This window comes from Streptomyces sp. NRRL F-5650 (genome assembly GCF_000721365.1).
In the GTDB taxonomy this organism is placed as follows: Bacteria; Actinomycetota; Actinomycetes; order Streptomycetales; family Streptomycetaceae; genus Streptomyces; species Streptomyces ardesiacus.
The window spans coordinates 62,435-87,527 of record NZ_JOGV01000011.1 but is presented as its reverse complement, the minus strand read 5'-3'; the positions used below and the strand labels follow the sequence as shown (position 1 = coordinate 87,527).

The window sequence follows — 25,093 nt, the reverse complement described above, 5'->3', positions numbered from 1 at the left end:
CCGACGCGCTGTCCAAGTACGAGAATTCGGGTGCGCATGGCACTGACCTTCCCTCCGGCGCGCACCCACTGTCAAGTGGGTGGGACGGGAGTCTCATTATGTGAGCGCAGGGCCGTGCCACCACTGAGGACGGCCGGCAGCCCGGAGGCCACGCCCCCGGTGGCGGGAGCGCCGACGCCCTTGGTGTACACCCCGGCGCCGCTGCCCGCGAAGGCCGGTTCGGCCGGGCCGTGCGGCACCGGGTAGTGGCCGGTGCCGAGCACCCTGCGCAGCCGGTACTCGTCCAGCGCCCCGGAGAAGGCCATGCCCTGTCCGTGCGTGCAGCCCATGGCGCGCAGGGCGACGATCTGCTCGGGCAGGTCGACGCCGTCGGCCACGGACTTCAGTCCGAGGTCGGTCGCGATGCGCAGCAGACCACTGGTGATCTTGTGCAGGCGCGCGGACTCGACCACGCCCTCGACCAGGCTCCGGTCGAGCTTGAGGACGTCCACGGGCAGGCGCCGCAGTGCGGTGATCGCCGCGTAGCCGCTGCCGAAGCCGTCCAGCGCGATGCGGACACCGACCCTGCGCAGGGCATTGAGCCGGCGGTCCAGTTCGTCGAGGCCGATCCGCGGGTCGATGTCCGCCAGTTCGATCACGAGGGAGCCCGGGGGCAGCCCGTGCCGGGTCAGCAGGGCCTCCACGGAGCCCAGCGGCATGGAGCGGTCCAGCAGGCGGCGGGCGCCGATGCGTATGGCCACGGAGACGGGCAGCCCGGCGGCGGCGCGGTCGGCGGCCTGGGCGACGGCCTCGCGGAGCACCCAGCGGTCCAGTTCGGCGGTTCTGTCGCCGTCGTCGGCCACCCGCAGGAACTCGGCGGGGGTGAACAGCACGCCCTGCGAGGAGCGCCAGCGCGCCTGGGCGCAGACCGACGTGATCCGGCCGTCCGTCAGGGCGACCACCGGCTGGTGCAGCAGCGCGAACTCCCCGTCGTGCAGTGCGGCCCGCAGACGCGTGGCCAGCTCGGCCTTGCGTACGACGTCCTGCTGCATCTGCGGCCGGTACAGCTCGACGCGCCCCTTGCCGCCCGCCTTGGCCCGGTACATGGCGAGGTCGGCGTTGCGCAGCAACTCCCCCGCACCGAGGCCCGGTTCGGCGAAGGCGACGCCGATGGAGGCGTTGACCCGGACTTCGTTGCCGTCGATGAGGTAGGGCTGGGAGAGGGTCAGTCTGAGCCGCTCGGCCAGCTCCCGGATGTGGCCCTCGCGGGCGGCCCGGTCCCGGGCGCCGTCCCCGACGATCAGCGCCGCGAACTCGTCGCCGCCCAGTCTGGAGGCGGTGTCGCCCTTGCGGACGGCCTCGTGGAGTCTGCGGGCGGCCTGCACGAGCAGTTCGTCCCCGGCCTGGTGCCCGATGGTGTCGTTGACGCCCTTGAAGCCGTCGAGGTCGATGAAGAGCACCGCCGTGCCGCGCAGGGCGGTGCCCCGGTCCAGGGCGCGGCGGCCGGAGAGGGCCTGCTGGACGCGCCGGGTGAACAGGGCCCGGTTGGGCAGGTCGGTGAGCGGGTCGTGTTCCGCGTTGTGCTGGAGCTGCGCCTGCAGGCGCACGCGTTCGGTGACGTCCCGGCTGTTGAAGATGAGCCCGCCGTGGTGCCGGTTGACGGTGGACTCGACGTTGAGCCAGCCGCCCTCCCCGGAACGGAAGCGGCACTCGATGCGGGTGGTGGGCTCCTCGGCCGGGTCGGCGGCCAGGAACCGGCGCACCTCGTGCACGACGCAGCCGAGGTCCTCGGGGTGGATGAGCCCGGCCAGTTCGCTGCCGACCAGTTCCTCGGCCGGGCGCCCGTAGACCCCGGCGGCGGCCGGGGAGACGTAGCGCAGGATGCCGCTGGGCGCGGCGATCATGATGACGTCGCTGGAGCCCTGGACCAGGGAGCGGAAGTGGTTCTCCTTCTGGGCCAGTTCCTGGGTGAGGACGATGTTGTCGAGCAGCATGATGCCCTGCCGGACGACGAGCGCGAGCACCACGGTGCCGCCGGTCAGCAGCACCACGCGGTCGACGCTGCGGCCGTTGAGCACGTTGTAGAGGATGCCCAGGGTGCAGACGGCGGCCGCGAGGTACGGCGTGAGCGCGGCCAGGGACCCGGCGATGGGGCGGGCGGCCGGGTAGCGGCCCCGTTCGCCGCCCTGGCCGGGTCCGGGCAGGGAGGGGGGCGCGGCGGGCGGGACGGAGGGGGGCGTGGGCCGGTGCCCGGCGCCGCGCTGTGCGGGCACGTGCTCGCGCACCACGCGGGTGTGGCCGCCGGGGTCCCGCTCGTCCGGCGCCGCCCGCCCGCGCCGGGAGGCGGCCCAGGGGGCGTACGCGAGCAGCAGGGAGCCCGCGAACCAGCCGGCGTCGAGCAACTGCCCGGAGCGGTAGCTGTTGTGGAGCAGCGGCGAGGTGAACAGGGCGTCGCACACCACCGTCAGGGCGAGTGCGCCGATGGCGGTGTTGACGGCGGACCTGCAGACCGGCGAGCGCCGGAAGTGCAGCGCGAGCACCATGCTGACCAGGGCGATGTCGAGCAGCGGGTACGCCACCGAGAGCGCCGCGTGCGCCACGCTGGAACCGCCCTCGGCCTTCGCGGCCTGGGCGAGCGCCAGGCTCCAGGCCAGGGTCAGCAGCGAACCGCCGATCAGCCAGGCGTCCAGGCCCAGGCAGATCCAGCCGGCCTTGGTCACCGGCCGCTTGGCCAGCACGAGGAGCCCCACGATGGCGGGCGGGGCGAAGCACAGGAAGAACAGGTCGGCGTAGCTGGGGCTGGGCACCGGCACCCGCAGCACGACCTCGTACCACCCCCAGACCAGGTTGCCCAGGGAGGCCATCGCCGAGGAGAGCGAGAAGAGCAGCCAGGCCGAGCGGAAGCGGACGCGGCGCCCGCGGGCGTAGAGGAAACAGGAGACGGCGGCGGCGGCCGCGGCGGCGCTCAGCCCGAAGTCGCCCATGATCTGGGCGACGTACTCGGAGCCCCAGCCGAGCGCGGCGCCGACGGCGTAGGCCGCGCAGATCAGGGCCAGCACGAGCTGGCGGACCACGGGCGTCGTGCCGGCGGCGGCCGGGGACCGGGGCAGCAGCGGCCCGGGGGCGGTCTGGCCGCGCAGCGCTCCGTCCAGCGTGGGCACGGGCGGGGGACTCACCTCGGCCCCCCGGTCCGCGCCGCTCCCGTGTCCCGCGCGCACCGGCACCGGTGGACCGGCCGCGGCCGTCTGCGGTGCTCGGCCGGCCGGTGCGGGTGGGGGCGGTGCCGGCCGCTGCGGGCAGGCCGGCCCCGTTCGCGCGCGGTCGTGGGCGTCGTGCGCCAGGGTCGCCGGCGGCGACTCCGCCGCGTCGGATCGTTGGTCCACAGGCCGTGCATCGCCCGTCGCCCCCCTCACAGTCTGAGATGTCCATCCCCGGCGCCGTGACGGTGCGCGGCGCATCCCCTGTCGGACGATACACCAGTCTCGTCACTCAGGGACATAGGTTCTCTACTCTCCGTGACGACCAGCGGATATGCGCGCACCCACCGCATCCGGGGGATTGCGGAGGGTGCCCGAAGCGGACTACGGGCCCGTCGTCAGGATCACGTTGCGCAGGGGCTCCCGGTTCACGAAGCGGCGCAACTGGTCCACCAGCAGCCGCTCCGCCCGCGGCAGGAAGGCGGAGGTCGGGCCGCCCGCGTGAGGGCTGACGACTATGCCGGGAGCATGCCACAACGGGTGGCCCGGCGGCAGCGGTTCGGGGTCGGTCACGTCGAGGGCCGCGGTGAGGCGTCCGCTCTCCAGTTCGGCGAGCAACGCCTTCGTGTCGACGACCGGTCCGCGGGCCACGTTGACGAGCAGGGCGCCGTCCTTCATGCGGGCCAGGAACTCGGCGTCGGCCAGGCCGCGGGTGGCCTCGGTGAGCGGGGTGGCCAGGACGACCACGTCGGCCCGCGGGAGCAGGGCCGGAAGTTCGGTGAACGGGTGCACGGGGCCGCGCTCGGTGGTGCGGGCGGAGCGCGCGACGCGCACGACCGGCGCGACCTCGAACGGCACGAGCCGGTCCTCGATCGCGGCGCCGATCGACCCGTACCCGACGATCAGCACCGTGCGGTCCGCCAGCGCGGGCCTGAATCCCCCGCCGAGCCACTCCCCGCGGTCCTGCGCCCGCACGAAGTCCGGGATGCCGCGCAGCGAGGCCAGGATCAGGGCCAGGGTCAGTTCCGCGGTGCTGGCCTCGTGCACGCCGCGCGCGTTGCACAGCCGCACGCCCGGGGGCAGGTCCTTCAGGCCGGGTTCGACGTGGTCGATGCCGGCGGAGAGGGTCTGGACGACCTGGACGGAGCGCATCTCGGGCAGCGGACGTACGCCGACCCCGCCGGGCTTCATGTAGGGGACGACGTAGAAGGCGCAGTCGGCCGGGTCGGCGGGATAGGTCTCCTCGCCGTCCCAGTGGCGGTAGGCGGGACCCTCGGGCAGGCCCTCGATCGTCTCCGGGGGGATGGGCAGCCACACGTCAGCAGTCATGGTCAGGAGGCTATGTCAGAGGGCGAGGAGGCAGAGGTTAGGTTGGGTGGCCTGACGAGGGAGGGTCACGACCGGTGGAGCGCAGGACGATCGGCGCGACGGCACTCGCGGTGGGGGCCGTCGGACTGGGGTGCATGCCGATGAACTGGGCGTACAGCGCCTCGCGGCAGCGGGGCGACGAGTCGCTCAGGACCGTGCACCGGGCCCTCGACCTCGGCGTCTCCCTGCTGGACACGGCGGACATGTACGGCCCGTTCACCAACGAGCTGCTGCTGGGGCGGGTGCTGAAGGAGCGGCGCTCCGAGGCTTTCGTGTCGACCAAGGTCGGTCTGCTGGTGGGCGAGCAGCACATCGTGGCCAACGGCCGCCCCGGCTATGTGCGGCGGGCCTGCGACGCGTCCCTGCGCCGGCTCCAGACGGACGTCATCGACCTCTACCAACTGCACCGCGCCGACCCCGAGATACCCGTCGAGGAGACCTGGGGCGCGATGGCGGAGCTGGTGCGGGCGGGGAAGGTGCGGGCGCTCGGCCTGTGCGCGGTCGGGGCGCGCTCGGCCCGGCGGCCGGGGGCGCGGCTGCACGACGCGACGGTCCGCCAACTGGAGCGCGTGCAGCAGGTCTTCCCGGTGAGCGCGGTCGAGGCCGAGCTGTCGGTGTGGTCGCCGGAGGCACTGCGGACCCTGCTGCCGTGGTGCGCCTCGCGCGGTGTCGGATTCCTGGCCGCGATGCCGCTGGGCAACGGCTACCTGACCGGCACGCTGACGCCCGGCCAGGGCTTCGAACCGGAGGACCTGCGGGCCCGCCACCCCCGCTTCACCGCGGAGATGATGGCGGCCAACCAGCCGATCGTGGCCACCCTGCGCCGGGTCGCGGCCCGGCACGGCGACGGGGTCACCGCGGCGCAGGTGGCGCTGGCCTGGGTGCTGGCACAGGGTCCGCACGTGGTGCCGGTGCCGGGCACCAAGAGGGAACGCTGGGTGACGCAGAACGCGGGCGCGGCACGGCTGCGGCTGACCGAGCGGGACCTGGCGGAGCTGCGGGGACTGCCGCCGGCCCAGGGGTCCTGGGAGTGAGGCGTGGGGCGGCCCGGTCCGGCCGCCGCGGGGTTCGGGATTCGGCGATCGGGAACCTGGGGAGCCCCTGCGGTGTATGACAGGGAGAACCCGCCGCGTGGAAGGGACCGAGATCGTGCGACGTCGAGCCGTGCCGGCCGTACTGGCCGCCGCTTTCCTGCTGACGGCCGGCTGTTCCTCCGACGGCGGGGATCCGTCCGGGGCGGACGCCGGCACCTCCTCACCGGCCGGTACGGCGGCGCGCTCCTCGCCGGCCGGGTCGCCCACGCCGGAGACACCGCCCGCGAAGGGCTCGGTGAAGGTGCTCCGCACGGTCGCCACGGGACTGAACAGCCCCTGGGGTCTGGCCCCGCTGCCCGGCGGCGGCCTGCTGGTCTCCTCCCGGGACAAGGCCACCATCACCCGGGTCGACACCAGGACGGGCGGGAAGACGGAGCTGGGCGAGGTGCCCGGGGTCGCCGCGTCCGGCGAGGGCGGCCTCCTCGGCATCTCGCTCTCCCCCCGTTACGCCTCGGACCACATGGTCTACGCGTACTACACCTCCGCCTCCGACAACCGCATCGTGCGCATGCGGTACGACGAGAAGAAGCCGCCGGGCGAGCAGTTGGGCGCGCCGGACACGGTCTTCCGGGGCATCCCCAAGGGGGTGATCCACAACGGCGGGCGGATCGCCTTCGGCCCCGACAAGATGCTCTACGCGGGCACGGGCGAGAGCGGCGACACGGGGCTGTCCCAGGACAAGAAGTCCCTCGGCGGCAAGATCCTGCGGATGACCCCGGACGGCGAGCCCGCACCCGGCAACCCCTTCCCCGACTCCCCCGTGTACTCGTACGGCCACCGGAACGTGCAGGGGCTGGCCTGGGACGACAAGCAGCGGCTGTTCGCCTCGGAGTTCGGCCAGGACACCTGGGACGAGCTGAACGTGATCAAGCCGGGGGCCGACTACGGCTGGCCCGACGTGGAGGGCAAGGGCGGCGGTCCGCGCTTCCAGGACCCGATCGCCGAGTGGCACACCGACGAGGCCTCCCCCAGCGGCATCGCCTACGCCGATGGCTGCGTGTGGATGGCGGGGCTGCGCGGTGAGCGGCTGTGGCGGATCCCGCTGGACGGGACGCGGGTCTCGGCCGGTCCGCAGGCCTTCCTGAAGGGCGAGTACGGGCGGCTGCGCACGGTGGCCCCGGCGGGCGGCGACAAGCTGTGGCTGGTCACCAGCAACACGGACGGCCGCGGCGACCCGAAGGGCGGCGACGACCGGATCCTGGAGCTGGCGGTGAAGTAGCCGTCCGGCTACTCCTCCTCCGGGGCCGGGGCCGGGGCCGGGGCCTCCGCCTCGTCGGTGCGCGGCCGCAGGACGACGACCTTGCCCGAGCCGAGGTCTATCGGGCCGCGTGCGGGGTCGCCGTCGCCGACGTCCTCGCGGGTCAGTTCCAGGCGCTTCTGCTCGTCGTGGGTGTGCTTGCGGCCGGGGGAGAACAGTTCCTCGAAGGCGTTGAACACGGTTTCTCCGTCCGTCGGCGTTCCTTTCAGCGTAAACCTCACCCCGCCGGACCGGCCCCGAGCCGTTCGGCGGGGAACAGCGCCAGCCGGTGGGCCAGGGCCGCCGCCTCGCCGCGGCCGGAGACGCCGAGCTTGGCCAGGATGTTGGAGACGTGGACGCTGGCCGTCTTGGGCGAGATGAAGAGTTCCCCGGCTATCTGGCGGTTGGTGCGCCCCTCGGCGACCAGCCGCAGGACGTCGCGCTCCCGGCCGGTGAGGCCCAGGGCCTCGGCCGGGTCCGCGGGCGCGGGTGCGGCGGCCGGTTCGGGGGCGGCGCGGCCCAGGGTGAGGCGGGCGCGCCGGACGAGCAGGGCGACGGCGTCGGACAGCGGGCGGGCACCGAGGTGGTCGGCGACGGTACGGGCCAGGCGCAGCAGTTCCGTGGCACGGGCGCGCTCGTCCTCGCCGCCGGTCGCCAGGAGGGCCGCGGCGAGCCGGTGCCGGACGCGGGCGAGTTCGTAGGGGCGCTCCAGGCGTTCGAAGGCGGTGACGGCCTCCGACCAGAGCTGCGGGGTGTCGCGGTCCCGCGCGCGGTGGAGTTCGGCGCGGACCCAGTGCTCGTGGGCGGCCCAGACGGGAGCGCCCGTCGTCAGACGCTTCGCCGCATCGGACAGGCGTTCGACTGCTTCGGTCCGGCCCTCGTCCGCGGCCGGCAGGGTGCGGGCGTCGGCCTCCGCCTCGGCGGCGGCCAGCAGCAGGGGCCAGCCGTAGCGCTGGGTGCCGGGCGGGAAGCCCTCGTCCAGGGCGCGGGCGAGTTCGGCGCGGGCGTCCGCGAGGCGGCCCTCGGCCGCGGCCACGCCGACGGTGAGGGCGGCCAGCGGCAGCCGGTGCTGCGGCATGGGGTCGTGGGTGCCGTAGGCGGCGCGGGCCTCGGTGAGCTGCCGGGCCGCCTCGGCCGACTCGCCGCGGGCGAGGGCGACGGTCGCGCGCTTGAGGGCGGCGCCGCCGCGGGGCGCGGGGCCGCGGCCGGGCGCCCCGGCCCGGTCCGCCGCTTCGAGTGCCTCGTCCCAGCGGCCCAGGGAGATGAGCGACTCGGCGAGATTGCCCCACACCCAGGCCTCGGACTCCAGCAGGCCCATCCGCCGGGTGAGGTCGACGCCCTCGCGCAGGATGCCGAGCGCCTCCCGCGAGCGGCCGACGCTCTCCAGCACGGACGGCAGATTGACGTGGCTGCGGGCCACCACGGCGGTCCCGTTCCGTGCCACGACCAGGTCTCTGACCTGGAACATCTCGGCGAGTCCCGCGTCGATCTGCCCCGCGTCCACCATCAGGCCGCCCAGGGTGAGCCGCGCGTTCAGCTCGATCTCGTCGGCGCCCACCATGCGCGCGTACTCCACGGCCCGTTCGGCCGCGGTCATCGCCTCGGGGCCGGGGCAGTGGAGCATCGACCAGTTGGCGGACATGGCCAGCACCTCGGCGTGCACCTGGGAGGGCGGCAGTCCGCGGACCAGTTCCTGGGCGATGCCCAGCTCCCGCCAGCCGTCGCCCCGGCCCTGGGCCTGGACGAGCAGCGAGCGCTGGGTCCAGAACCAGGCGGCGCGCTGCTGGTCCCGGCCGCACGCGCTCGTGCCCTGCTCGTCCTCCAACAGGCGCAGCGCCCGCTTGGTGATCTTCATGGCGCGCTCGCGCTCCCCGCACCGCCGTCCGGCGACGGCCGCCTCGGCCATCAGGTCCAGGTAGCGCAGGGGTGTGGTGTCCGGGTCGCAGCCGCAGGGCGGGTAGACCTCGGTGTAGTCGACGGGGCGCAGGGTGGCGCGTACGTCGTCGGGGGCGGCGTCCCACAGCTCCATGGCGCGCTCCAGCAGGCGCAGTTGCTCGGAGTAGGCGTGCCGGCGGCGGGCCTCGACGGAGGCGTCCAGGACGGCGGGCAGCGCCCTGGCGGGGTCGTGGGCGTGGTACCAGTAGCTGGCCAGGCGCATCACGCGCTCGGCGGCGGGGACCAGCGTGGGATCGGCGTCCAGGGCTTCGGCGTAGCGCCGGTTGAGGCGGGAGCGTTCGCCGGGGAGCAGGTCGTCGCCGACGGCCTCGCGGACCAGGGAGTGGCGGAAGCGGTAGCCGTCGCCGTCGGGCGCGGGGAGCAGGATGTGGGCGTTGACCGCGGAGCGCAGCGCCTCGATGAGGTCGTCCTCGGCGAGCTGTGCGACGGCGGCCAGCAGCCGGTACTCGACGGTGGAACCGCCCTCGGCGACGAGGCGGGCGACCCGCTGGGCGCTCTCGGGCAGGGCTTCGACGCGGACCAGGAGCAGGTCGCGCAGGGAGTCGGTGAGGCCGGTGCAGCTCCCCTCGTGGGCGGCGACGGCGAGTTCCTCGACGAAGAAGGCGTTGCCGTCGGACCGTTCGAAGATCGCGTCGACCTGTCCCGGGTCGGGTTCGTGGGCGAGGATCCCGGCGATCTGGCGGCCCACCTCGTCGCGGGTGAAGCGCCCGAGTTCGAGGCGGCGGACGGTGCGCAGCCGGTCGAGCTCGGCGAGCAGGGGACGCAGCGGGTGGCGGCGGTGGATGTCGTCGGAGCGGTAGGTGGCCAGGACGACGAGGCGGCCGGTGCGCAGGGTGCGGAAGAGGTAGGCGATCAGGTGGCGGGTGGAGGCGTCGGCCCAGTGCAGGTCTTCGAGGACGAGGACGACGGTGTGCCGGGCTGCGACGCGCTCCAGCAGGCGGGCGGTGAGCTCGAAGAGCCGGGCCATGCTCTCCTCGTCGTGCCGGCCGCCGCCGGTGACGGGGGTGCCCTCGGCCAGTTCGGGCAGCAGCCGGGCCAGCTCCTCCTCCTGCCCGGCGGCCGCCGCGGCCAGTTCCCCCGGCAGGTGGCGGCGCAGGGCGCGCAGCGCGGTGGAGAAGGGCGCGAAGGGCAGCCCGTCGGCGCCGATCTCGACGCAGCCGCCCAGTGCGACGACGGCGCCGCGGCGATGCGCGGCGGCGGCGAACTCCTCGACGAGGCGCGTCTTGCCGACGCCCGCCTCACCGCCGAGCAGCAGGGCCTGCGGCTCTCCCCCGAAGGCGGACGCCCCGGCGTCGGACGCCCCGGCGTCGGCGCCCTCGGCACGGGCGAGCGCCTCGTTCAACGTGTCCAGTTCGCCGGTGCGGCCGACGAACACGGGACTGACGGACCTGGTCTCCACGGACCCGAGCATCGCACGCGGGTACGACAGCGGGTCACCGGTTTTCGGCAGGCGGACGGTGCCGGGAACGACGGCGGGGAGGAAGGCCGTGCGGCCTCCCTCCCCGGTTCCCCCGTTCACGCGGCCCGGGCGAACCGGGGCCGGCGCTGTCGCGGCGTATGGCTCTCCGCCTCGGCGGCGTCCTGCCGGGCCCTGCGGCGGGCGGCGCGGCGGGCCCGGAGCACCTCGCGGGCCAGCCGGGCCTCGTCGGCGCGGCGGATCAGTTCGGCGGAGCGGTACTGCTGGACCTGGTACTCGTACACGGCTGTCCCTCGGTTCCTCTTCGGTTTCGGCTTCGCTCGCCGGCGATGCCTCAACCTTCGTCTCCCAGGGGGGCGGGCCGCATCGGGCACGTTCCGCATCTTCGGCGCCGGGCGGGGCCTCAGACGTGCGTGAGGGGCCTTAGGCGTGCGCCGCGCGGGGCGCACGGTCCCTAAGACCCCTCAGAAGTGGCCGGTCAGCCGGCGGAGGGCAGTCCCAGCAGCACGTCCGTGTACTTCAGGACGGCCAGGAGCAGGCCGATGACGCCGAGGGCGACGCCCGCCCAGGCGACCGACTTGATCCACGGGGCCTGCGGGCGGCCGGGCGCCCCGAACGCGGGGCGGGCCAGGACGACGACGCCGACGATCAGCGCGACCAGGGCGAAGAGGCCGCCCCACAGCGCGGTGGCCTGCCAGGCGTTGCCGTAGCCCTTCTCGATCAGCGTGCCGACGTTCGACGACGAGGAGGTCTGGAGCTGGCCCATGAGCGACTCGCGCGCGGAGGCCACGGTGCCGACCCAGCTACCGGTCAGGGAGACGATGCCGAGACCGGCGGAGACGACGGCGCCCGCGCCCTGGCCGACGCCGGTGGGCCCGGCCCCGGTGCCGTCGGCGTCCTCGGCGGCGTCGGTGTCCTCGCCCTCCGCAGCCCCGGCAACCTCGGGCGTGCCGGTCTCGGAAGCCTCGGAGGTCCCGGAGTCCTCAGCGGTCTCGGCCGCCTCCGAGGTCTCACCGGCCTCAGGGGTCTGGGCGGTCTTGGTGAGGTCGGTGGACCCGGCGGTCCCGGTCGCCTCGTCCGTCTTGTGCTCGTCGGTCTTCACGCCGGTCTCGTCCACTGTCTTCGTTCCCATGCCTCGCACCGTACGGACGCTGTCTGAGAGGTCCCTTAATGATCCCTGTGGGCGGCACGCGCGCGTGCCGCCGGCCGCGTGCCCCGGCAGGGAGGCTCCCGCGCCACACGCCCTCACGCATCATGCCCAGTGGCCGCGCGGCGCCGGCACCCGGGGTGGGCGCGCGACCGCGCGTCGCCGGTCACCCGGTGACGTCGCGCACGTCCCGCTGCCGTTCCTCCTCCGCGAGGACGTCCGCCACCTCGGCGTCCGTCGCCGCGGCCAGCCTCTCGTGGGCGGCCCGGCACTCGGGCGGCTCGATGCTGATGCGCGGCAGGAGCGCGTCCAGGCGGCGCGGCAGCCACCAGTTGGCGCGGCCCAGCAGGTGCATCAGGGCCGGCACCAGGAGGGTGCGCAGCACGAAGGCGTCCAGGGCGACGGCGGCGGCGAGCGCGATGCCGAACATGGCGATCACCCGGTCGCCGCTGAGGACGAAGGCGAGGAAGACCGAGATCATGATGACGGCGGCGGAGTTGATCACGCGGCCGGTCTCGGCGAGGCCGACCCGGACGGCGCGGCGGTTGTCGCCGGTCTCCAGCCACTCCTCGTACATCCGGCTGACGAGGAAGACCTGGTAGTCCATGGAGAGCCCGAAGAGCACCGAGACCATGATCACGGGGAGGAAGGGTTCGATCGGCCCCGCGCTGCCGAGGCCGAGCAGTTCGCTCCCCCAGCCCCACTGGAAGATCGCCACGACCACGCCGAAGGCGGCGGCCACGGCGGCGACGTTCATGGCGGCGGCCTTGAGCGGGATGCCGACGGACCGGAAGGCCAGCAGGAGCAGCAGGCAGCCCAGGCCGATGACGACGCCGACGAAGAGCGGCAGCTTGCCGACGATGACGTCGGCGAAGTCGTCGTAACCGGCCGTCACGCCGCCCACGTGCACGTCGAGGGCGGTCCCGGTCTCGGCACGCGGCAGCACCTCGGAGCGCAGCCGGTCGACCAGGTCGCTGGTCTGCTGGGACTGGGGGGCGGACTCGGGCACGACGGTGAGGTGGGCGGCGTCGCCGCCGGTGTTGTACAGCACCGGGGTCACCGAGGAGACGCCCTCGGTGGTGCGCAGGGTGGCGTCGAGGTTGTCGAGCGCGAGGCGGTCCTCGGCGCCGTGGACCTCGGTGACCAGGGTGAGCGGGCCGTTGACGCCGGGGCCGAAGCCGTCGGCGAGCAGGTCGTAGGCCTGGCGGGTGGTGGTGCCCTTGGGGTCGTTGCCCTGGTCGGAGGTGCCCAGGCGCAGGCCGAGGGTGGGCAGGGCGATCACGGTGATGACGACGAGGGCGAGTGCGCCGAGCAGCTTCGGGTGGCGCTCGACGAAGGCCGACCAGCGGGCGGCGAACCCGGTCGGCACCTCGGGCTCGGGTCCGTGCTCGGCGAGCCGGCGCCGCTCGCGACGGCTCAGGGCGCGCGGGCCGATGTACGACAGCAGGGCGGGCAGCAGCGTCACGGAGGCGGCGACGGTGAGGATCACGGTCAGCGAGGCGGCGACCGCGACGCCGTTGAGGAAGCTCAGCCGGAGGATCAGCATGCCCAGCAGGGCGATGCACACGGTCGCACCCGCGAAGACGACGGCGCGTCCGGTGGTCGCCACGGCCTCGGCGGCGGCGTCGGCCACGGACAGGCCCCGCTTCAGTCCGCGCCGGTGTCTGGTGACGATGAACAGCGCGTAGTCGATACCCACGCCGAGCCCGATGAGCGTGCCCAGCATGGGCGCGAAGTCGGCGACGGTCATGGCGTGGCCGAGCAGGGTGATGCCGGCGTAGGCGGTGCCGACGGAGACCAGCGCGGTGGCGATGGGCAGCAGGGCCGCGGCGACGGAGCCGAAGGCGAGGAAGAGGACGACCGCGGCCACGGCCACGCCGACGGCCTCGGCGAGGTGACTGCCGCCGGTCTCGGTGAGCGCTATGGCGCTGCCGCCGAGTTCGACCTGGAGTCCGTCGGTGCGGGCCGCCTCGGCCGTGTCGACCACGGCCCGTGCCTGCGCCGGGTCGATGTCCTGGGAGGCGTCCTCGAAGGTGACGGAGGCGTACGCGGTGTCCGCGTTCTCGCTGATCAGGGGCGAGTCGGGGTCCTGGTACGGGTTGCTCACCGAGGCCACGCCGGGCAGGTCCGCGATGCGGTCCAGGGTGCGGGTCATGGTCTGCTCGACGTCGGCGGCGCGGACGGTGCCGGACGTGGTGTGCCAGACGATGGTGTCGCTGTCGCCGCCGAGGTCGGGGAAGCGGGACTCGAGCAGCCGGTAGGCGCGGTCGGAGCCGGTGTCCGGGATGCCGTAGTCGTTGGAGTACGCGGAGCCGGCGACCGTGGCGGCCGTGGCCACACCGCCGAAGGCGAGCAGCCAGAGCAGGACGGCTGCGAGGCGATGCTGTACACACCAGCGTGCGAGGGCTGCCACGAACGTGCTCCCAGGGGTGTCTGATTGTCGATCTTTGACCGGGAACACCCGGAAGGCCGGGAACACCGGGAACGGACGCCCATGGTGTGAACGGTCCGCAAAGAACGCATGAGCAATGCGGAATCACTCTTGCAGGCAGACGTGATCCTTTGCGGATTTAGTGGCCTTCTTCACAAAAGGGCCCTGGGGGAACCCGCCGTGTCGGCGCGTCCCCCCAGGGCCCGTGGCGTACGGGGCGTCAGCCTTCGGTGACGCCCAGCTTCTCCAGGATCAGTTCCTTGACGCGGGCGGCGTCCGCCTGGCCCCGGGTCGCCTTCATCACCGCACCGACCAGGGCGCCGGCCGCGGCCACCTTGCCGCCGCGGATCTTGTCCGCGATGCCGGGGTTGCCGGCGATGGCCTCGTCGACGGCGGCGGTCAGCGCGCCCTCGTCGGAGACGACCTTGAGACCGCGCTTGTCGACGACCTCGTCCGGCGTGCCCTCGCCGGCGAGGACGCCCAGGATGACCTGGCGGGCCAGCTTGTCGTTCAGCTCGCCCTTCGTCACCAGCTCGGCTACGCGGGCCACCTGGACCGGCGTGATCGCCAGCTCGTCGAGCGCCTTGCCCGACTCGTTGGCGCTGCGGGCCAGCTCGCCCATCCACCACTTGCGGGCGGAGGCCGCGTCGGCTCCGGCGTCGATCGTGGCGACGATCGGGTCCAGGGCTCCGGCGTTGAGGATGGACTGCATGTCGGTGGCGGAGACGCCCCACTCCTCGCGGAGCCGGTTGCGGCGCACCAGCGGCAGTTCGGGCAGGCCGGTGCGCAGTTCCTCGACCCACTCGCGGGCCGGGGCGACGGGCACCAGGTCGGGCTCCGGGAAGTACCGGTAGTCCTCGGCCTCCTCCTTGACGCGGCCCGAGGTGGTGGACCCCGTGTCCTCGTGGAAGTGCCGGGTCTCCTGGATGATCGTGCCGCCGCCGCTCAGCACCGCGGCGTGGCGCTGGATCTCGAAGCGGGCGGCGCGCTCGACGGAGCGCAGCGAGTTGACGTTCTTGGTCTCGCTGCGGGTGCCGAACTTCTCGGTGCCGTGGGGGCGCAGCGACAGGTTCACGTCGCAGCGCATCTGGCCCATCTCCATGCGGGCCTCGGACACGCCGAGGGCGCGGATGACCTCGCGCAGCTCGCGGACGTAGGCGCGGGCGACCTCGGGGGCGCGCTCGCCCGCTCCCTCGATCGGCTTGGTGACGATCTCGATGAGCGGGATGCCGGCGCGGTTGTAGTCGAGGAGGGAGTGCGAGGCGCCGTGGATGCGGCCGGTCGCGCCGCCGACGTGCAGCGACTTGCCGGTGTCCTCCTCCATGTGGGCGCGCTCGATCTGGACGCGGAAGGTCTCCCCGTCCTCCAGTTGCACGTCGAGGTAGCCGTCGAAGGCGATCGGCTCGTCGTACTGGGAGGTCTGGAAGTTCTTCGGCATGTCCGGATAGAAGTAGTTCTTCCGGGCGAAGCGGCACCACTCGGCGATCTCGCAGTTCAGCGCGAGACCGATCTTGATCGCCGACTCGACGCCGGTCGCGTTGACGACCGGGAGCGCGCCGGGCATGCCGAGGCAGACGGGGCAGGTCTGGGTGTTGGGGTCGGCACCGAGCGCGGTCGAACAGCCGCAGAACATCTTGGTGTGGGTGCCGAGTTCGACATGGACCTCGAGGCCCATGACGGGGTCGTACGACGCGAGTGCGTCCTCGTACGACACCAGGTCGGTCGTGGTGGTCACGGTGAAACTTCCCTCTCAGCCCAGCAGGACGTCGTCGTCGCCGAGGCGCTTCAGCTCGCGGTAGAGGATGGCGAGGTTGGTGACGACGGCGGCGCCGGTGATGACGGCGTCGAGCAGCCGCAGCGTGTCACTCTCGCCACGCGCCTTCTTGATCTGCTTGTAGACACCCACGGCGCCGAACGCCGAGGTGGCCATCGAGACGTACAGACCGGACTTGGACTTCTTGAAGCCCTTGGCCTTGGACAGTGCGCTCACAGCGACGGTGCCTCCTCGATCAGCGGGTGGCCCCACTTTTCCACGAAGGCGGCCTCGACGGCGGCGCCGACCTTGTAGAGCCGGTCGTCCTTCATGGCCGGGGCGATGATCTGCAGACCCACCGGCAGGTTGTCCTCGGGGGCGAGGCCGCAGGGCAGCGACATGGCCGCGTTGCCCGCCAGGTTGGTGGGGATGGTGCACAGGTCGGCGAGGTACATCGCCATCGGGTCGTCGGCGCGCTCGCCGATCGCGAAGGCGGTGGTCGGGGTCGTCGGGGAGACGATCACGTCGACCTGCTCGAAGGCCCGCTCGAACTCCTGCTTGATGAGGGTGCGCACCTTCTGGGCGCTGCCGTAGTACGCGTCGTAGTACCCGCTCGACAGGGCGTACGTGCCGAGCATGATGCGGCGCTTGACCTCGGGGCCGAAGCCGGCCTCGCGGGTCAGGGAGGTGACCTCCTCGGCGGAGTGCGTGCCGTCGTCGCCGACGCGCGCGCCGTAGCGCAGGCCGTCGAAGCGGGCGAGGTTGGAGGAGCACTCGGACGGCGCGATCAGGTAGTACGCGGAGAGCGCGAGGTCGAAGGACGGGCAGTCCAGCTCGACGATCTCGGCGCCCAGCGACTTCAGCAGCTCGACGGACTCGTCGAAGCGCTGCACGACACCGGCCTGGTAGCCCTCACCGCGGAACTGCTTGACGACGCCGACGCGCATGCCGTCCACGCTGCCGTTGCGGGCGGCCTCGACGACCGCGGGGACCGGGGCGTCGATGGAGGTGGAGTCCATCGGGTCGTGCCCGGCGATGACCTCGTGCAGCAGGGCCGCGTCCAGGACCGTGCGGGCGCAGGGGCCGCCCTGGTCGAGGGAGGAGGAGAAGGCCACCATGCCGTAGCGGGAGACGCCGCCGTACGTCGGCTTGACGCCGACCGTGCCGGTGACGGCCGCGGGCTGGCGGATGGAGCCGCCGGTGTCGGTGCCGATGGCGAGCGGGGCCTGGAAGGCGGCGAGGGCCGCGGAGGAGCCGCCGCCGGAGCCGCCGGGGATCTTGGTGAGGTCCCAGGGGTTGCCGGTCGGGCCGTAGGCGCTGTTCTCGGTGGAGGACCCCATGGCGAACTCGTCCATGTTGGTCTTGCCGAGGATGACGACGTCGGCGTCCTTGAGGCGCTTGGTGACCGTCGCGTCGTACGGCGGGATCCAGCCCTCCAGGATCTTCGAGCCGACGGTCGTGGGGATGCCCTCGGTGGTGAAGATGTCCTTGAGCGCGAGGGGGACGCCGGCCAGCGGGCCGAGCTTCTCGCCGCGCTCGCGCTTCTCGTCGACGGCACGGGCCTGGGCCAGCGCGCCCTCGCGGTCGACGTGCAGGAAGGCGTGCACCTTCTCGTCGACGGCCTCGATGCGGGCCAGGTGGGCCTCGGTGACCTGGACGGCGGTCAGCTCCCCGGAGGCGATCTTCGCGGCGATCTCGGCCGCGGTGAGCTTGATGATGTCGCTCATGGCCTACTCCTCCCCCAGGATCTGCGGCACCTTGAAACGCTGCTGCTCCTGGGCCGGGGCGCCGGAGAGCGCCTGCTCGGGCGTGAGCGACGGACGGACCTCGTCCGGCCGCATGACGTTCGTCAGCGGGAGCGGGTGCGAGGTCGGCGGTACGTCTTGGTCGGCGACCTCGCTGACGCGGGCGACCGCGCCGATGATGTCGTCAAGCTGTCCCGCGAAGTGCTCGAGCTCTTCGGGCTTCAGCTCCAGACGCGCCAGCCGGGCGAGGTGGGCGACCTCCTCGCGCGTGATGCCAGGCATGCAGCGTTCCTCTGGGTGAGTGTGTGGTCGGGGCACGTCGGCCGGGACAAGTCGCTTGTCCCCGTCGAATCGGCCCAATCGGTTTGGCCCAATCCTATGGGGCCGGGCGCCGTGGCCGTTAAACGGTTTCCCCGGAGCGGCTCACCGGCGTCGCGCGTCCCAGGCGGCGCTGCTCAGGAAGTGGTTGTCGTACAGCTCCTGGACCTCCAGCAGGCTCTCCCGGGTGGCCTCGCCGAGGGCGATGCGTTGCAGGTGGCGGAAGTACTCGAAGCGTTCGACGCCCGGCGTGAGGACGATGAGCAGGTCGGCGTCGGCCCCCGGCACGGCGGCGAAGGCGTGCGGCTTGCCGGGCGGGACGACGATCAGGTCGCCGGGTCCGGCGGTGACGACCTCGTCGCCGGAGAGGACGTCGGCGGCGCCGTCGAGGAGGAAGAACATCTCGGCGGAGTTGTCGTGCCAGTGCGGTGCGGCGCCGTCGGCACCCGCGGTGAGGGTGACGCGCTGGGTGGACAGGGCGCCGCCGGTGGAGCTGCTGTCGGCCAGCAGGCGCACGGTGGTCGGCGCGCGGCCGACGACCTCGGCCTCGGCCTCGCGGACGACCACGGACTCGTCGAACTTCGGAACGAACAGCGACATCTTTTCTACCCCCTGCGACGGAACGACGGTTGAGCGTACTCGGACGACGGCGGCGGACGGGCCCGCCGGGCCGGTGTGCCGGACGGGCGTGGTCAGACGGCGTGCCGGAGGGGCGTGGTCAGACGGCGAAGAGCAGCCCGGCGCTGACGAGGACGACGACCCGGCCCCTGCTCACGGAGACCTTCTGGGCGGGCCTGCACGGGCTGGTGACGCCGACGCGCAGCGTCCGGCCGCCCCCCGGGGCCCACGAGGGCCGGCCGGCGCTGCTGGTCGGGCGCCTCGCGCCGCGGGACCGGGCGGGCCGACCGCCACGACGCGGGCCCCGGCCCGCTCCCGGCCGGCAGCGGGACGGCGGGCCGGCGCCGACGGGGGTCAGGTCACTCGTCGCTCGCTGCCGCCGGCAGGGCGGCGGCGGCCCGTACCCAGCCCCTGGACCCGCGGGCGAGCAGCCAGGCCGTGGTCTCCTCCGGGGGCATCGCCGCCGCCACGAGCCAGCCCTGCACGGCGTCGCAGCCCAGGTCGCGCAGGCGCTCCCAGGTCTCGTCGTCCTCCACGCCCTCGGCGACGACGAGCAGGCCGAGGGAGTGGGCGAGGTCGACGGTGCAGCGCACGATCTCGGCGTCCTCGGTGTCGACGGCCAGCCGGGCCACGAAGGAGCGGTCGATCTTCAGCTCGCTGACGGGGAGCCTGCGCAGGTGGACGAGGGAGGAGTAACCGGTGCCGAAGTCGTCCAGGGACATCTTGACGCCGTGGCCGGTCAGCGCGTTGAGGGTGTCGGCCGCGCGCTGCGGGTCCTCCAGGAGGACGTGCTCGGTGATCTCGAGTTGGAGCGCTCCCGCGGGAACGCCGTGCCGGGCCAGCCGGGCGGCCACCGAGCCCGCGAAGCCGGGGGTGTGCACGTCGCGCGGGGAGACGTTGACCGCGACCGGCACGAACAGGCCCTGGGAGCGCCAGTGGGCGACCTGGCCGAGCGCCGTCTCCAGGACGTACTCGGTGAGGTGGGGCATCAGCCCGGAGGACTCGGCGATGGCTATGAACTCGTCCGGCGGCACCCTGCCGCGCTCGGGGTGCACCCAGCGCACCAGCGCCTCCAGGCCGGCGACCTGCCCGTCGAAGCGCACCTTGGGCTGGTAGTGCAGCTCGACCTCGTGGGCGTCCAGCGCCCGGCGCAGGTCGCCGAGGAGGCCGAGCCGGTCCGGCGTGTTGGAGTCCCGCTTGGACTCGTAGACCTCGACTCCGGTGCGGTCCCGCTTCGCCTGGTACATCGCCACGTCGGCGCGCCGCAGCAGCCCTTCGGCGTCCAGCGCGTGGTCGGGGAAGACGGCGACGCCGGCGCTGGCCTCCAGGACCAGGGTGAGCCCGTCCAGGTCCATCGGGGAGCCGAGGGCGCCGACGAGGCCGCGGGCGATCCGGGTCGCCGACGTGGTGGAGTCGGCGACGGGCAGTAACACGGCGAACTCGTCGCCGCCGAGCCGCGCGGCCTCCGCCCCGCGCGGCAGGGCCTGCCGCAGCCGGTCGGCGGTCTGCAGCAGGAGCCGGTCACCGGCGAGGTGGCCGAGCGTGTCGTTGACCGACCGGAAACGGTCGAGGTCGATCAGCACCAGGGCGGCGCGGGCGCCGATGCGCTCGGCGTCGTCCAGCGCGCTCCAGGTGCGCTCCAGCAGCCACTGCCGGTTGGGCAGACCGGTGAGCGGGTCGCGCAACTGCTCCTCGGCGCGGGCGCGGGCGATCCACAGCGTGGAGTCGAGGGCGATGAGCGGGATGGCGAACAGCGGCAGCAGCAGCGGCTTGGCGAGGGCGACGACGCAGACCAGCGGGGCGATGCCGAGCAGGGCGACGGCGACCAGGCCCTGTCTGACCAGGGCGGTGCGGGCGACGGTGGGCAGGCCGGGGCGCGGGGTCTGCAGGTACCACAGCAGGGCGCGGGTGACGGCGAGGTAGGCGACGGCGACGAGCACCACCTTGGGCGCCGCGGACACCCCCCAGGTGCCGGGGTCCCAGGGACGCTCGACGGAGGGTACGGAGCCGCAGAGGCGGAGGAGCAGGGCGCCCGCGGCGATGCCGAGGAGGTCCACCGCGCCGTGCAGGACGCCCTGCCGCCAGCGGCCCCGGCGGGCTATGCCGACCAGGACGACGACGGTGAGGCTGACCATGCCGGCCGGGATCCAGCCGTACAGCAGCAGGACGGCGAGGGTGAGGGCGGCGCCCGAGCCGGTGCCGCCCCACCAGCGGGCGCGGCCGAGCATGACGAGGTGTCCGACGACGATGCCGGCCAGCACGGCCAGGGACCAGCCGACGGTGCCGGACGGGAAGAGGGCGTGGCCGTCGCTGAACGCCCGGTAGAAGCCGGCGCCCAGCACGAAGGCGGCGGTGGCGACGACCGCCGCGGGCAACGCGGGCCAGGACAGGTGCCGTTCGGCGTCCGGGTCGGCCGGGACGTGGAGGTGTCCGGTGGTGTGGCCGGTCGCCTGCGGCACGCGGGGGCCCGTCACGGGATGCGGGACGCCGCCCTCGCGTTGCCCGAGCCACCGGCCCACGTGCCGCGCGCCCGCCATGTGACGCAGGCGCAGCCGTGAGCCCGCGGCGGCGCTCTCGGTCGGTTCCATTCCCGTCCCTCTCACAGCCGGCGGTGCCCACGCCACGCGGTCCCCGCCTCGACCACCTTCAACGGCTCCGCGTGGGAGACCCGTTCCCCTGTCGCTCGGGGCAGGGGGTGCCCCGACCGCGGCTGGGCACGGCGGGCGCACCCCTCAACAGTAGGCCGCGCAAGGCGTCCAGGGGCACCGGTCGTCGACGGTTGCCCGAATGCCACCCGGCCACCCGTATGCATCTGATATGCGCCGATCGGGTGGCCTTCAACCGCTATTCCTCAGCCGAAAGCGCGACACCCTCCGCCGCTTCGGCCCCCTGTTCGAGGAGCACGGCGAAACCGTCCTCGTTCAGAACCGGAACCTTCAGTTGCATCGCCTTGTCGTATTTCGAACCAGGGTTGTCACCGACCACGACGAACGACGTCTTCTTGGACACGGATCCGGTCACCTTGGCGCCCCTGTTCTGGAGGGCTTCCTTGGCCGCGTCCCGGGTGAACTTCTCCAGGGTGCCGGTGACGACGACGGTGAGGCCCTCGAGCGGGCGCGGTCCCTCGTCCTCCCCCGTCGACCGGTCCTCCAGCGGAACCCCGGCCGCCTTCCACTTGCGGACGATCTCGCGGTGCCAGTCCACGGCGAACCACTCCTTGACGGCGGCGGCGATGGTGCCGCCCACTCCGTCCGTGCTCGCCAGTTCCTCCTCGGTGGCCTGCTCGATGCGCTCGACGGAGCGGAACTCGCGGGCGAGGGCCTGCGCGGCGACCGGTCCCACGTACCGGATGGAGAGGCCGTTGAGGAAGCGGGCCAGCGGGCGGGTCTTGGCCTCCTCGATGTGCTGGAGCAGCGCGAGGGTGTTCTTCTTCGGCTCGCCCGCCTTGTTGGCGAAGACCGTGGCGATCTTCTCCTCGCCGGTCTCGGGGTCGCGCTTGGGCAGCCCGCTGTCGGGGTCGAGGACGTACGCCTTGATGGGCAGCAGCTTTTCGAGGGTGAGGTCGAAGAGGTCGCCCTCGTCCACCAGCGGCGGCTCGGACGGCTCCAGCGGCCCGGTCAGCGCGGCCGCCACGACGCCGCCGAAGTGCTCGATGTCCAGGCACTCCCGGCCGGCGAGGTAGGCGACCCGCTCTCTCAACTGGGCGGGACAGGCCCGGGCGTTGGGGCAGCGGAGGTCGATGTCGCCCTCCTTCATGGCCCGCAGCGGCGTACCGCACTCGGGGCACTCGGCCGGCATCACGAAGGCCCGCTCGCTGCCGTCCCTGAGGTCGGCGACCGGCCCGAGGATCTCGGGGATGACGTCACCGGCCTTGCGCAGCACCACGGTGTCGCCGATGAGCACGCCCTTGGCCTTGACGACCTCCTGGTTGTGCAGCGTGGCGAACTCCACCTCGCTGCCAGCCACGGTCACCGGCTCGACCTGCGCGTACGGCGTGACGCGGCCGGTGCGGCCGACGCCCACCTTGATGTCGACGAGCTTGGTGTTGACCTCCTCCGGCGCGTACTTGTAGGCGATCGCCCAGCGGGGCGCGCGGGCCGTGGAGCCGAGCCGGCCCTGGAGGCGGATCTCGTCGAGCTTGACGACGACGCCGTCGATCTCGTGCGCGACGGAGTGGCGGTTCTCGCCGTAGTGCGCGATGAACTCCCGTACGCCGTCCAGGCCGTCGACCACCCTGTTGTGCGGGGAGGTGGGCAGGCCCCAGGCGCTCAGCAGGTCGTACGCCTGGGAGAGGCGGGTCAGGCCGGCGTACCCCTCCAGGACGCCGATGCCGTGGACCACCATGTGCAGCGGGCGGGAGGCGGTGACGCGCGGGTCCTTCTGGCGCAGCGAACCGGCCGCCGCGTTGCGCGCGTTGGCGAAGGGCTTGTCCCCCGCCTCGTTCAGCCGGGCGTTGAGTTCCTGGAACTTGTCCATCGGGAAGTAGACCTCGCCGCGGATCTCCACGAGGTCGGGGACCTTCTCGCCCGCCAGTCGGTCGGGGATCTCGGCGATGGTGCGGACGTTGGGCGTGATGTCCTCGCCGGTGCGGCCGTCGCCCCGGGTGGCGGCGCGCACCAGGCGGCCGCGCTCGTAGGTGAGGTTGACGGCGAGTCCGTCGACCTTCAGCTCGCACAGGAAGTGGTACTCCTGCTCGCCCAGCTCGCGGGCGATGCGGTCGAACCAGGCGGCCAGCTCGTCGTCGTTGAAGGTGTTGTCCAGGGAGAGCATCCGCGTGGGGTGCTGCACGGCCGTGAACTCGGTCTCGTAGGAACCGGCGACCTTCTGGGTCGGGGACTCGGGCGTGCGCAGCTCCGGGTACCGCTCCTCCAGCTCCTCCAGGGTGCGCAGCAGCCGGTCGAACTCCGCGTCGCTGACGACGGGGGCGTCGTTCACGTAGTACCGGAAGCGGTGCTCCTCGATCTGCTCGGCGAGCCGCATGTGCCGCTCCCGCGCCTCGGCGGGCACGCTCGTCGTCTCCGCCTGCTTGTCGCCCTGCTTGTCGCCGGCCACCGTATGTCCTCCCGTTACTCTGGGTTGTCCGCGAGGGATCCTGCCGCCCGGACGCAGTGGGCGAGCGCGCGCCGGGCGTACTCCGGGGAGGCGCCCGCGAGTCCGCACGCGGGAGTGACGGTGACCGCCTCCGCGAGCAGCTCGGGACGCAGCCCCAGCCTGCGCCACAGCGCTCTGACACCCATGACGCTACCGGCAGGGTCTGACAATGCGGTGTCCGTGCCCGGCACGACACCGGCGAACAGCCGGGTGCCGCCCTCGACGGCCTCGCCGATCGCGTCGTCGTCACGGTCGGTGAGGAGCGAGAAGTCGAAGGAGACACCCGCGACGCCCGCCCGGCGCAGCAGGGCGAACGGCACGTCCGGCGCGCAGGAGTGGACCACGACGGGGCCGCCCTCGTGGACGCCGGCCACTTCGCGGAGGGTCGCCTCCACGGTCTGGCGGTCGACGGCGCGGTGGGTGCGGTAGCCGCTGGCGGTGCGGACCTGTCCGCGCAGGACGGCGGTGAGGGAGGGTTCGTCGAGCTGGAGGACCGGGCGCGCGCCGGGGACGCGGCGCCGGATCTCCGCCAGGTGCAGGCGCAGGCCCTCGGCGAGCGACGCGGCGAGGTCGCGGCAGGCGCCGGGGTCGGAGAGGACCGCCTCGCCGCCCCGCAGTTCGAGGGCGGCGGCGAGAGTCCACGGGCCGACCGCCTGGACCTTGAGCGGGCCCTCGTAGCCCTGGGTGAACTCCTCCAGGGCGTCGAGGTCCTCGCCGAGCCAGGCCCGGGCCCGTTTGGTGTCCCGGCCCGGACGGTCGCCGAGCCGCCAGCCGCTGGGCTCCACGCGCGCGTACAGCTCGACGAGCATCCCGGCGGTGCGGCCGATCATGTCGGCGCCGGGGCCGCGGGCGGGCAGTTCGGGGAGGAAGGGGAAGTCCTCGAAGGTGCCGGTGGCGGTCTTGGCGGCCTCTCGGGCGTCGTGGCCTGGGAGGCTGCCGATGCCGGTGGCGGGGGCGAAGTCGTCGTTCACGGGAGAAGCGTACGCAGGGGTCGCGGGGCTGTTTCCGCCCCCGCCGCCGCTCGCGGGAGGGCGTTCAGCGTCCCGGGCGCACCGTCAGGTCGTTGACCTCCGCGTCCCTGGGGAGGTCGAGGGCCATCAGGATCGTCGTGGCGACGGACTCCGGGTCGATCCACCGCGCGGGGTCGTACTCCTTGCCCTCCTGCTGGTGGACCTTGGCCTGCATGGGGCTGGCGGTGCGGCCGGGGTAGACGGAGGTGACGCGGACGCCGTTGCCGTGCTCCTCCTGGCGCAGGGCGTCGGCCAGCGCCTTCAGCCCGTGCTTGGAGGCGCCGTACGCGGCCCAGCCGGCGTGGGCGTTGAGACCGGAACCGGAGTTGACGAAGATCACCTGGCCCTGGGCGACGCGGAGCTGGGGCAGCAGGAGGCGGGTCAGCTCGGCGGGGGCGACCAGGTTGACGTTGAGCTGGTTGATCCAGGTCTTGGGGGTGAGGTCGCCCACATCGCCGAGGTCGACGACCCCGGCGATGTGCAGCAGCGAGTCCACCCGGTCGGGCAGCGACTGGTGCGAGAGCGCCCAGGACAGCTTGCCCGGTTCGGAGAGGTCGCCGACCAGGGTCTGCGCGCCGGGGAGCGCGGCGGCCAGTTCCTTGGCGCGGCCCGCGTCGCGCGCGTGGAGCACGATCTCGTCGCCGCGTGCGTGCAGGCGGCGGGCGACGGCCGCGCCGATGCCGGAGCCCGCTCCGGTGATCACATGTGTAGCCATGCCCGCCATGCTCGCAC

Annotated in this window: 18 protein-coding genes; 2 read left to right on the top strand and 16 right to left on the bottom strand. The window is 73.4% G+C overall.

Going from position 1 to position 25,093, the window contains the following annotated elements:
- Positions 1–71: 71 nt before the first annotated feature.
- A complete protein-coding gene (locus IG88_RS0113100) occupies positions 72–3,155 on the bottom strand; it encodes a putative bifunctional diguanylate cyclase/phosphodiesterase (RefSeq protein ID WP_031039326.1) in 3,084 nt (1,027 codons plus the stop codon).
- A gap of 405 nt (positions 3,156–3,560) precedes the next feature.
- Positions 3,561–4,505, bottom strand: coding sequence for a 2-hydroxyacid dehydrogenase (locus tag IG88_RS0113095; protein WP_031039323.1), 945 nt, complete (start codon positions 4,503–4,505; stop codon positions 3,561–3,563).
- 74 nt (positions 4,506–4,579) lie between these two features.
- Between IG88_RS0113095 and IG88_RS0113090 the strand changes: the two genes are divergently transcribed.
- The gene (locus IG88_RS0113090) at positions 4,580–5,578 is read left to right on the top strand and encodes an aldo/keto reductase (protein WP_031039321.1); all 999 of its coding nucleotides are present in this window, start codon (positions 4,580–4,582) and stop codon (positions 5,576–5,578) included.
- A gap of 76 nt (positions 5,579–5,654) precedes the next feature.
- Positions 5,655–6,857, top strand: coding sequence for a PQQ-dependent sugar dehydrogenase (locus tag IG88_RS0113085; RefSeq protein ID WP_051851888.1), 1,203 nt, complete (start codon positions 5,655–5,657; stop codon positions 6,855–6,857).
- An 8-nt stretch (positions 6,858–6,865) separates the two neighbouring features.
- Here the strand turns inward: IG88_RS0113085 and IG88_RS0113080 are convergent, their stop codons facing one another.
- From IG88_RS0113080 to IG88_RS0113015, 14 genes are all read right to left on the bottom strand, one after another.
- Complete coding sequence (locus IG88_RS0113080) at positions 6,866–7,075, bottom strand: DUF6191 domain-containing protein (RefSeq protein WP_031039317.1); 210 nt, start codon at positions 7,073–7,075, stop codon at positions 6,866–6,868.
- A 38-nt stretch (positions 7,076–7,113) separates the two neighbouring features.
- A complete protein-coding gene (locus tag IG88_RS0113075; protein WP_037835867.1) occupies positions 7,114–10,242 on the bottom strand; it encodes a helix-turn-helix transcriptional regulator in 3,129 nt (1,042 codons plus the stop codon).
- A gap of 104 nt (positions 10,243–10,346) precedes the next feature.
- Positions 10,347–10,532 (bottom strand): hypothetical protein, encoded by a 186-nt coding sequence (locus tag IG88_RS0113070; protein ID WP_031039313.1) that lies wholly within the window; start codon positions 10,530–10,532, stop codon positions 10,347–10,349.
- Between the two features lie 194 nt (positions 10,533–10,726).
- Complete coding sequence (locus IG88_RS0113065) at positions 10,727–11,380, bottom strand: hypothetical protein (RefSeq protein ID WP_031039311.1); 654 nt, start codon at positions 11,378–11,380, stop codon at positions 10,727–10,729.
- 181 nt (positions 11,381–11,561) lie between these two features.
- Positions 11,562–13,808 carry an MMPL family transporter gene (locus tag IG88_RS0113060; protein WP_031039309.1) on the bottom strand — a complete coding sequence of 749 codons (2,247 nt, stop codon included), beginning with the start codon at positions 13,806–13,808 and terminating at the stop codon, positions 11,562–11,564.
- Between the two features lie 238 nt (positions 13,809–14,046).
- Positions 14,047–15,561 (bottom strand): Asp-tRNA(Asn)/Glu-tRNA(Gln) amidotransferase subunit GatB, encoded by a 1,515-nt coding sequence (gatB, locus tag IG88_RS0113055; RefSeq protein WP_031039307.1) that lies wholly within the window; start codon positions 15,559–15,561, stop codon positions 14,047–14,049.
- A 15-nt stretch (positions 15,562–15,576) separates the two neighbouring features.
- Complete coding sequence (locus IG88_RS0113050; protein WP_031039305.1) at positions 15,577–15,816, bottom strand: hypothetical protein; 240 nt, start codon at positions 15,814–15,816, stop codon at positions 15,577–15,579.
- Positions 15,813–17,306 (bottom strand): Asp-tRNA(Asn)/Glu-tRNA(Gln) amidotransferase subunit GatA, encoded by a 1,494-nt coding sequence (gatA, locus tag IG88_RS0113045; RefSeq protein WP_031039303.1) that lies wholly within the window; start codon positions 17,304–17,306, stop codon positions 15,813–15,815. The genes IG88_RS0113050 and gatA overlap by 4 nt, the downstream gene beginning before the upstream one ends.
- A gap of 3 nt (positions 17,307–17,309) precedes the next feature.
- Positions 17,310–17,606 (bottom strand): Asp-tRNA(Asn)/Glu-tRNA(Gln) amidotransferase subunit GatC, encoded by a 297-nt coding sequence (gene gatC / locus IG88_RS0113040; protein ID WP_003973500.1) that lies wholly within the window; start codon positions 17,604–17,606, stop codon positions 17,310–17,312.
- A gap of 141 nt (positions 17,607–17,747) precedes the next feature.
- Complete coding sequence (locus IG88_RS0113035; protein ID WP_031039300.1) at positions 17,748–18,242, bottom strand: cupin domain-containing protein; 495 nt, start codon at positions 18,240–18,242, stop codon at positions 17,748–17,750.
- A gap of 377 nt (positions 18,243–18,619) precedes the next feature.
- Positions 18,620–20,848, bottom strand: a complete 2,229-nt coding sequence (locus IG88_RS0113030; protein WP_031039297.1) for a putative bifunctional diguanylate cyclase/phosphodiesterase — start codon at positions 20,846–20,848, stop codon at positions 18,620–18,622.
- A gap of 256 nt (positions 20,849–21,104) precedes the next feature.
- Positions 21,105–23,312 carry an NAD-dependent DNA ligase LigA gene (gene ligA / locus IG88_RS0113025; RefSeq protein WP_031039294.1) on the bottom strand — a complete coding sequence of 736 codons (2,208 nt, stop codon included), beginning with the start codon at positions 23,310–23,312 and terminating at the stop codon, positions 21,105–21,107.
- Between the two features lie 14 nt (positions 23,313–23,326).
- Complete coding sequence (locus IG88_RS0113020; protein ID WP_031039291.1) at positions 23,327–24,322, bottom strand: methionine synthase; 996 nt, start codon at positions 24,320–24,322, stop codon at positions 23,327–23,329.
- Between the two features lie 64 nt (positions 24,323–24,386).
- Complete coding sequence (locus tag IG88_RS0113015) at positions 24,387–25,076, bottom strand: SDR family oxidoreductase (protein WP_031039289.1); 690 nt, start codon at positions 25,074–25,076, stop codon at positions 24,387–24,389.
- Between the last annotated feature and the right edge of the window lie 17 nt (positions 25,077–25,093).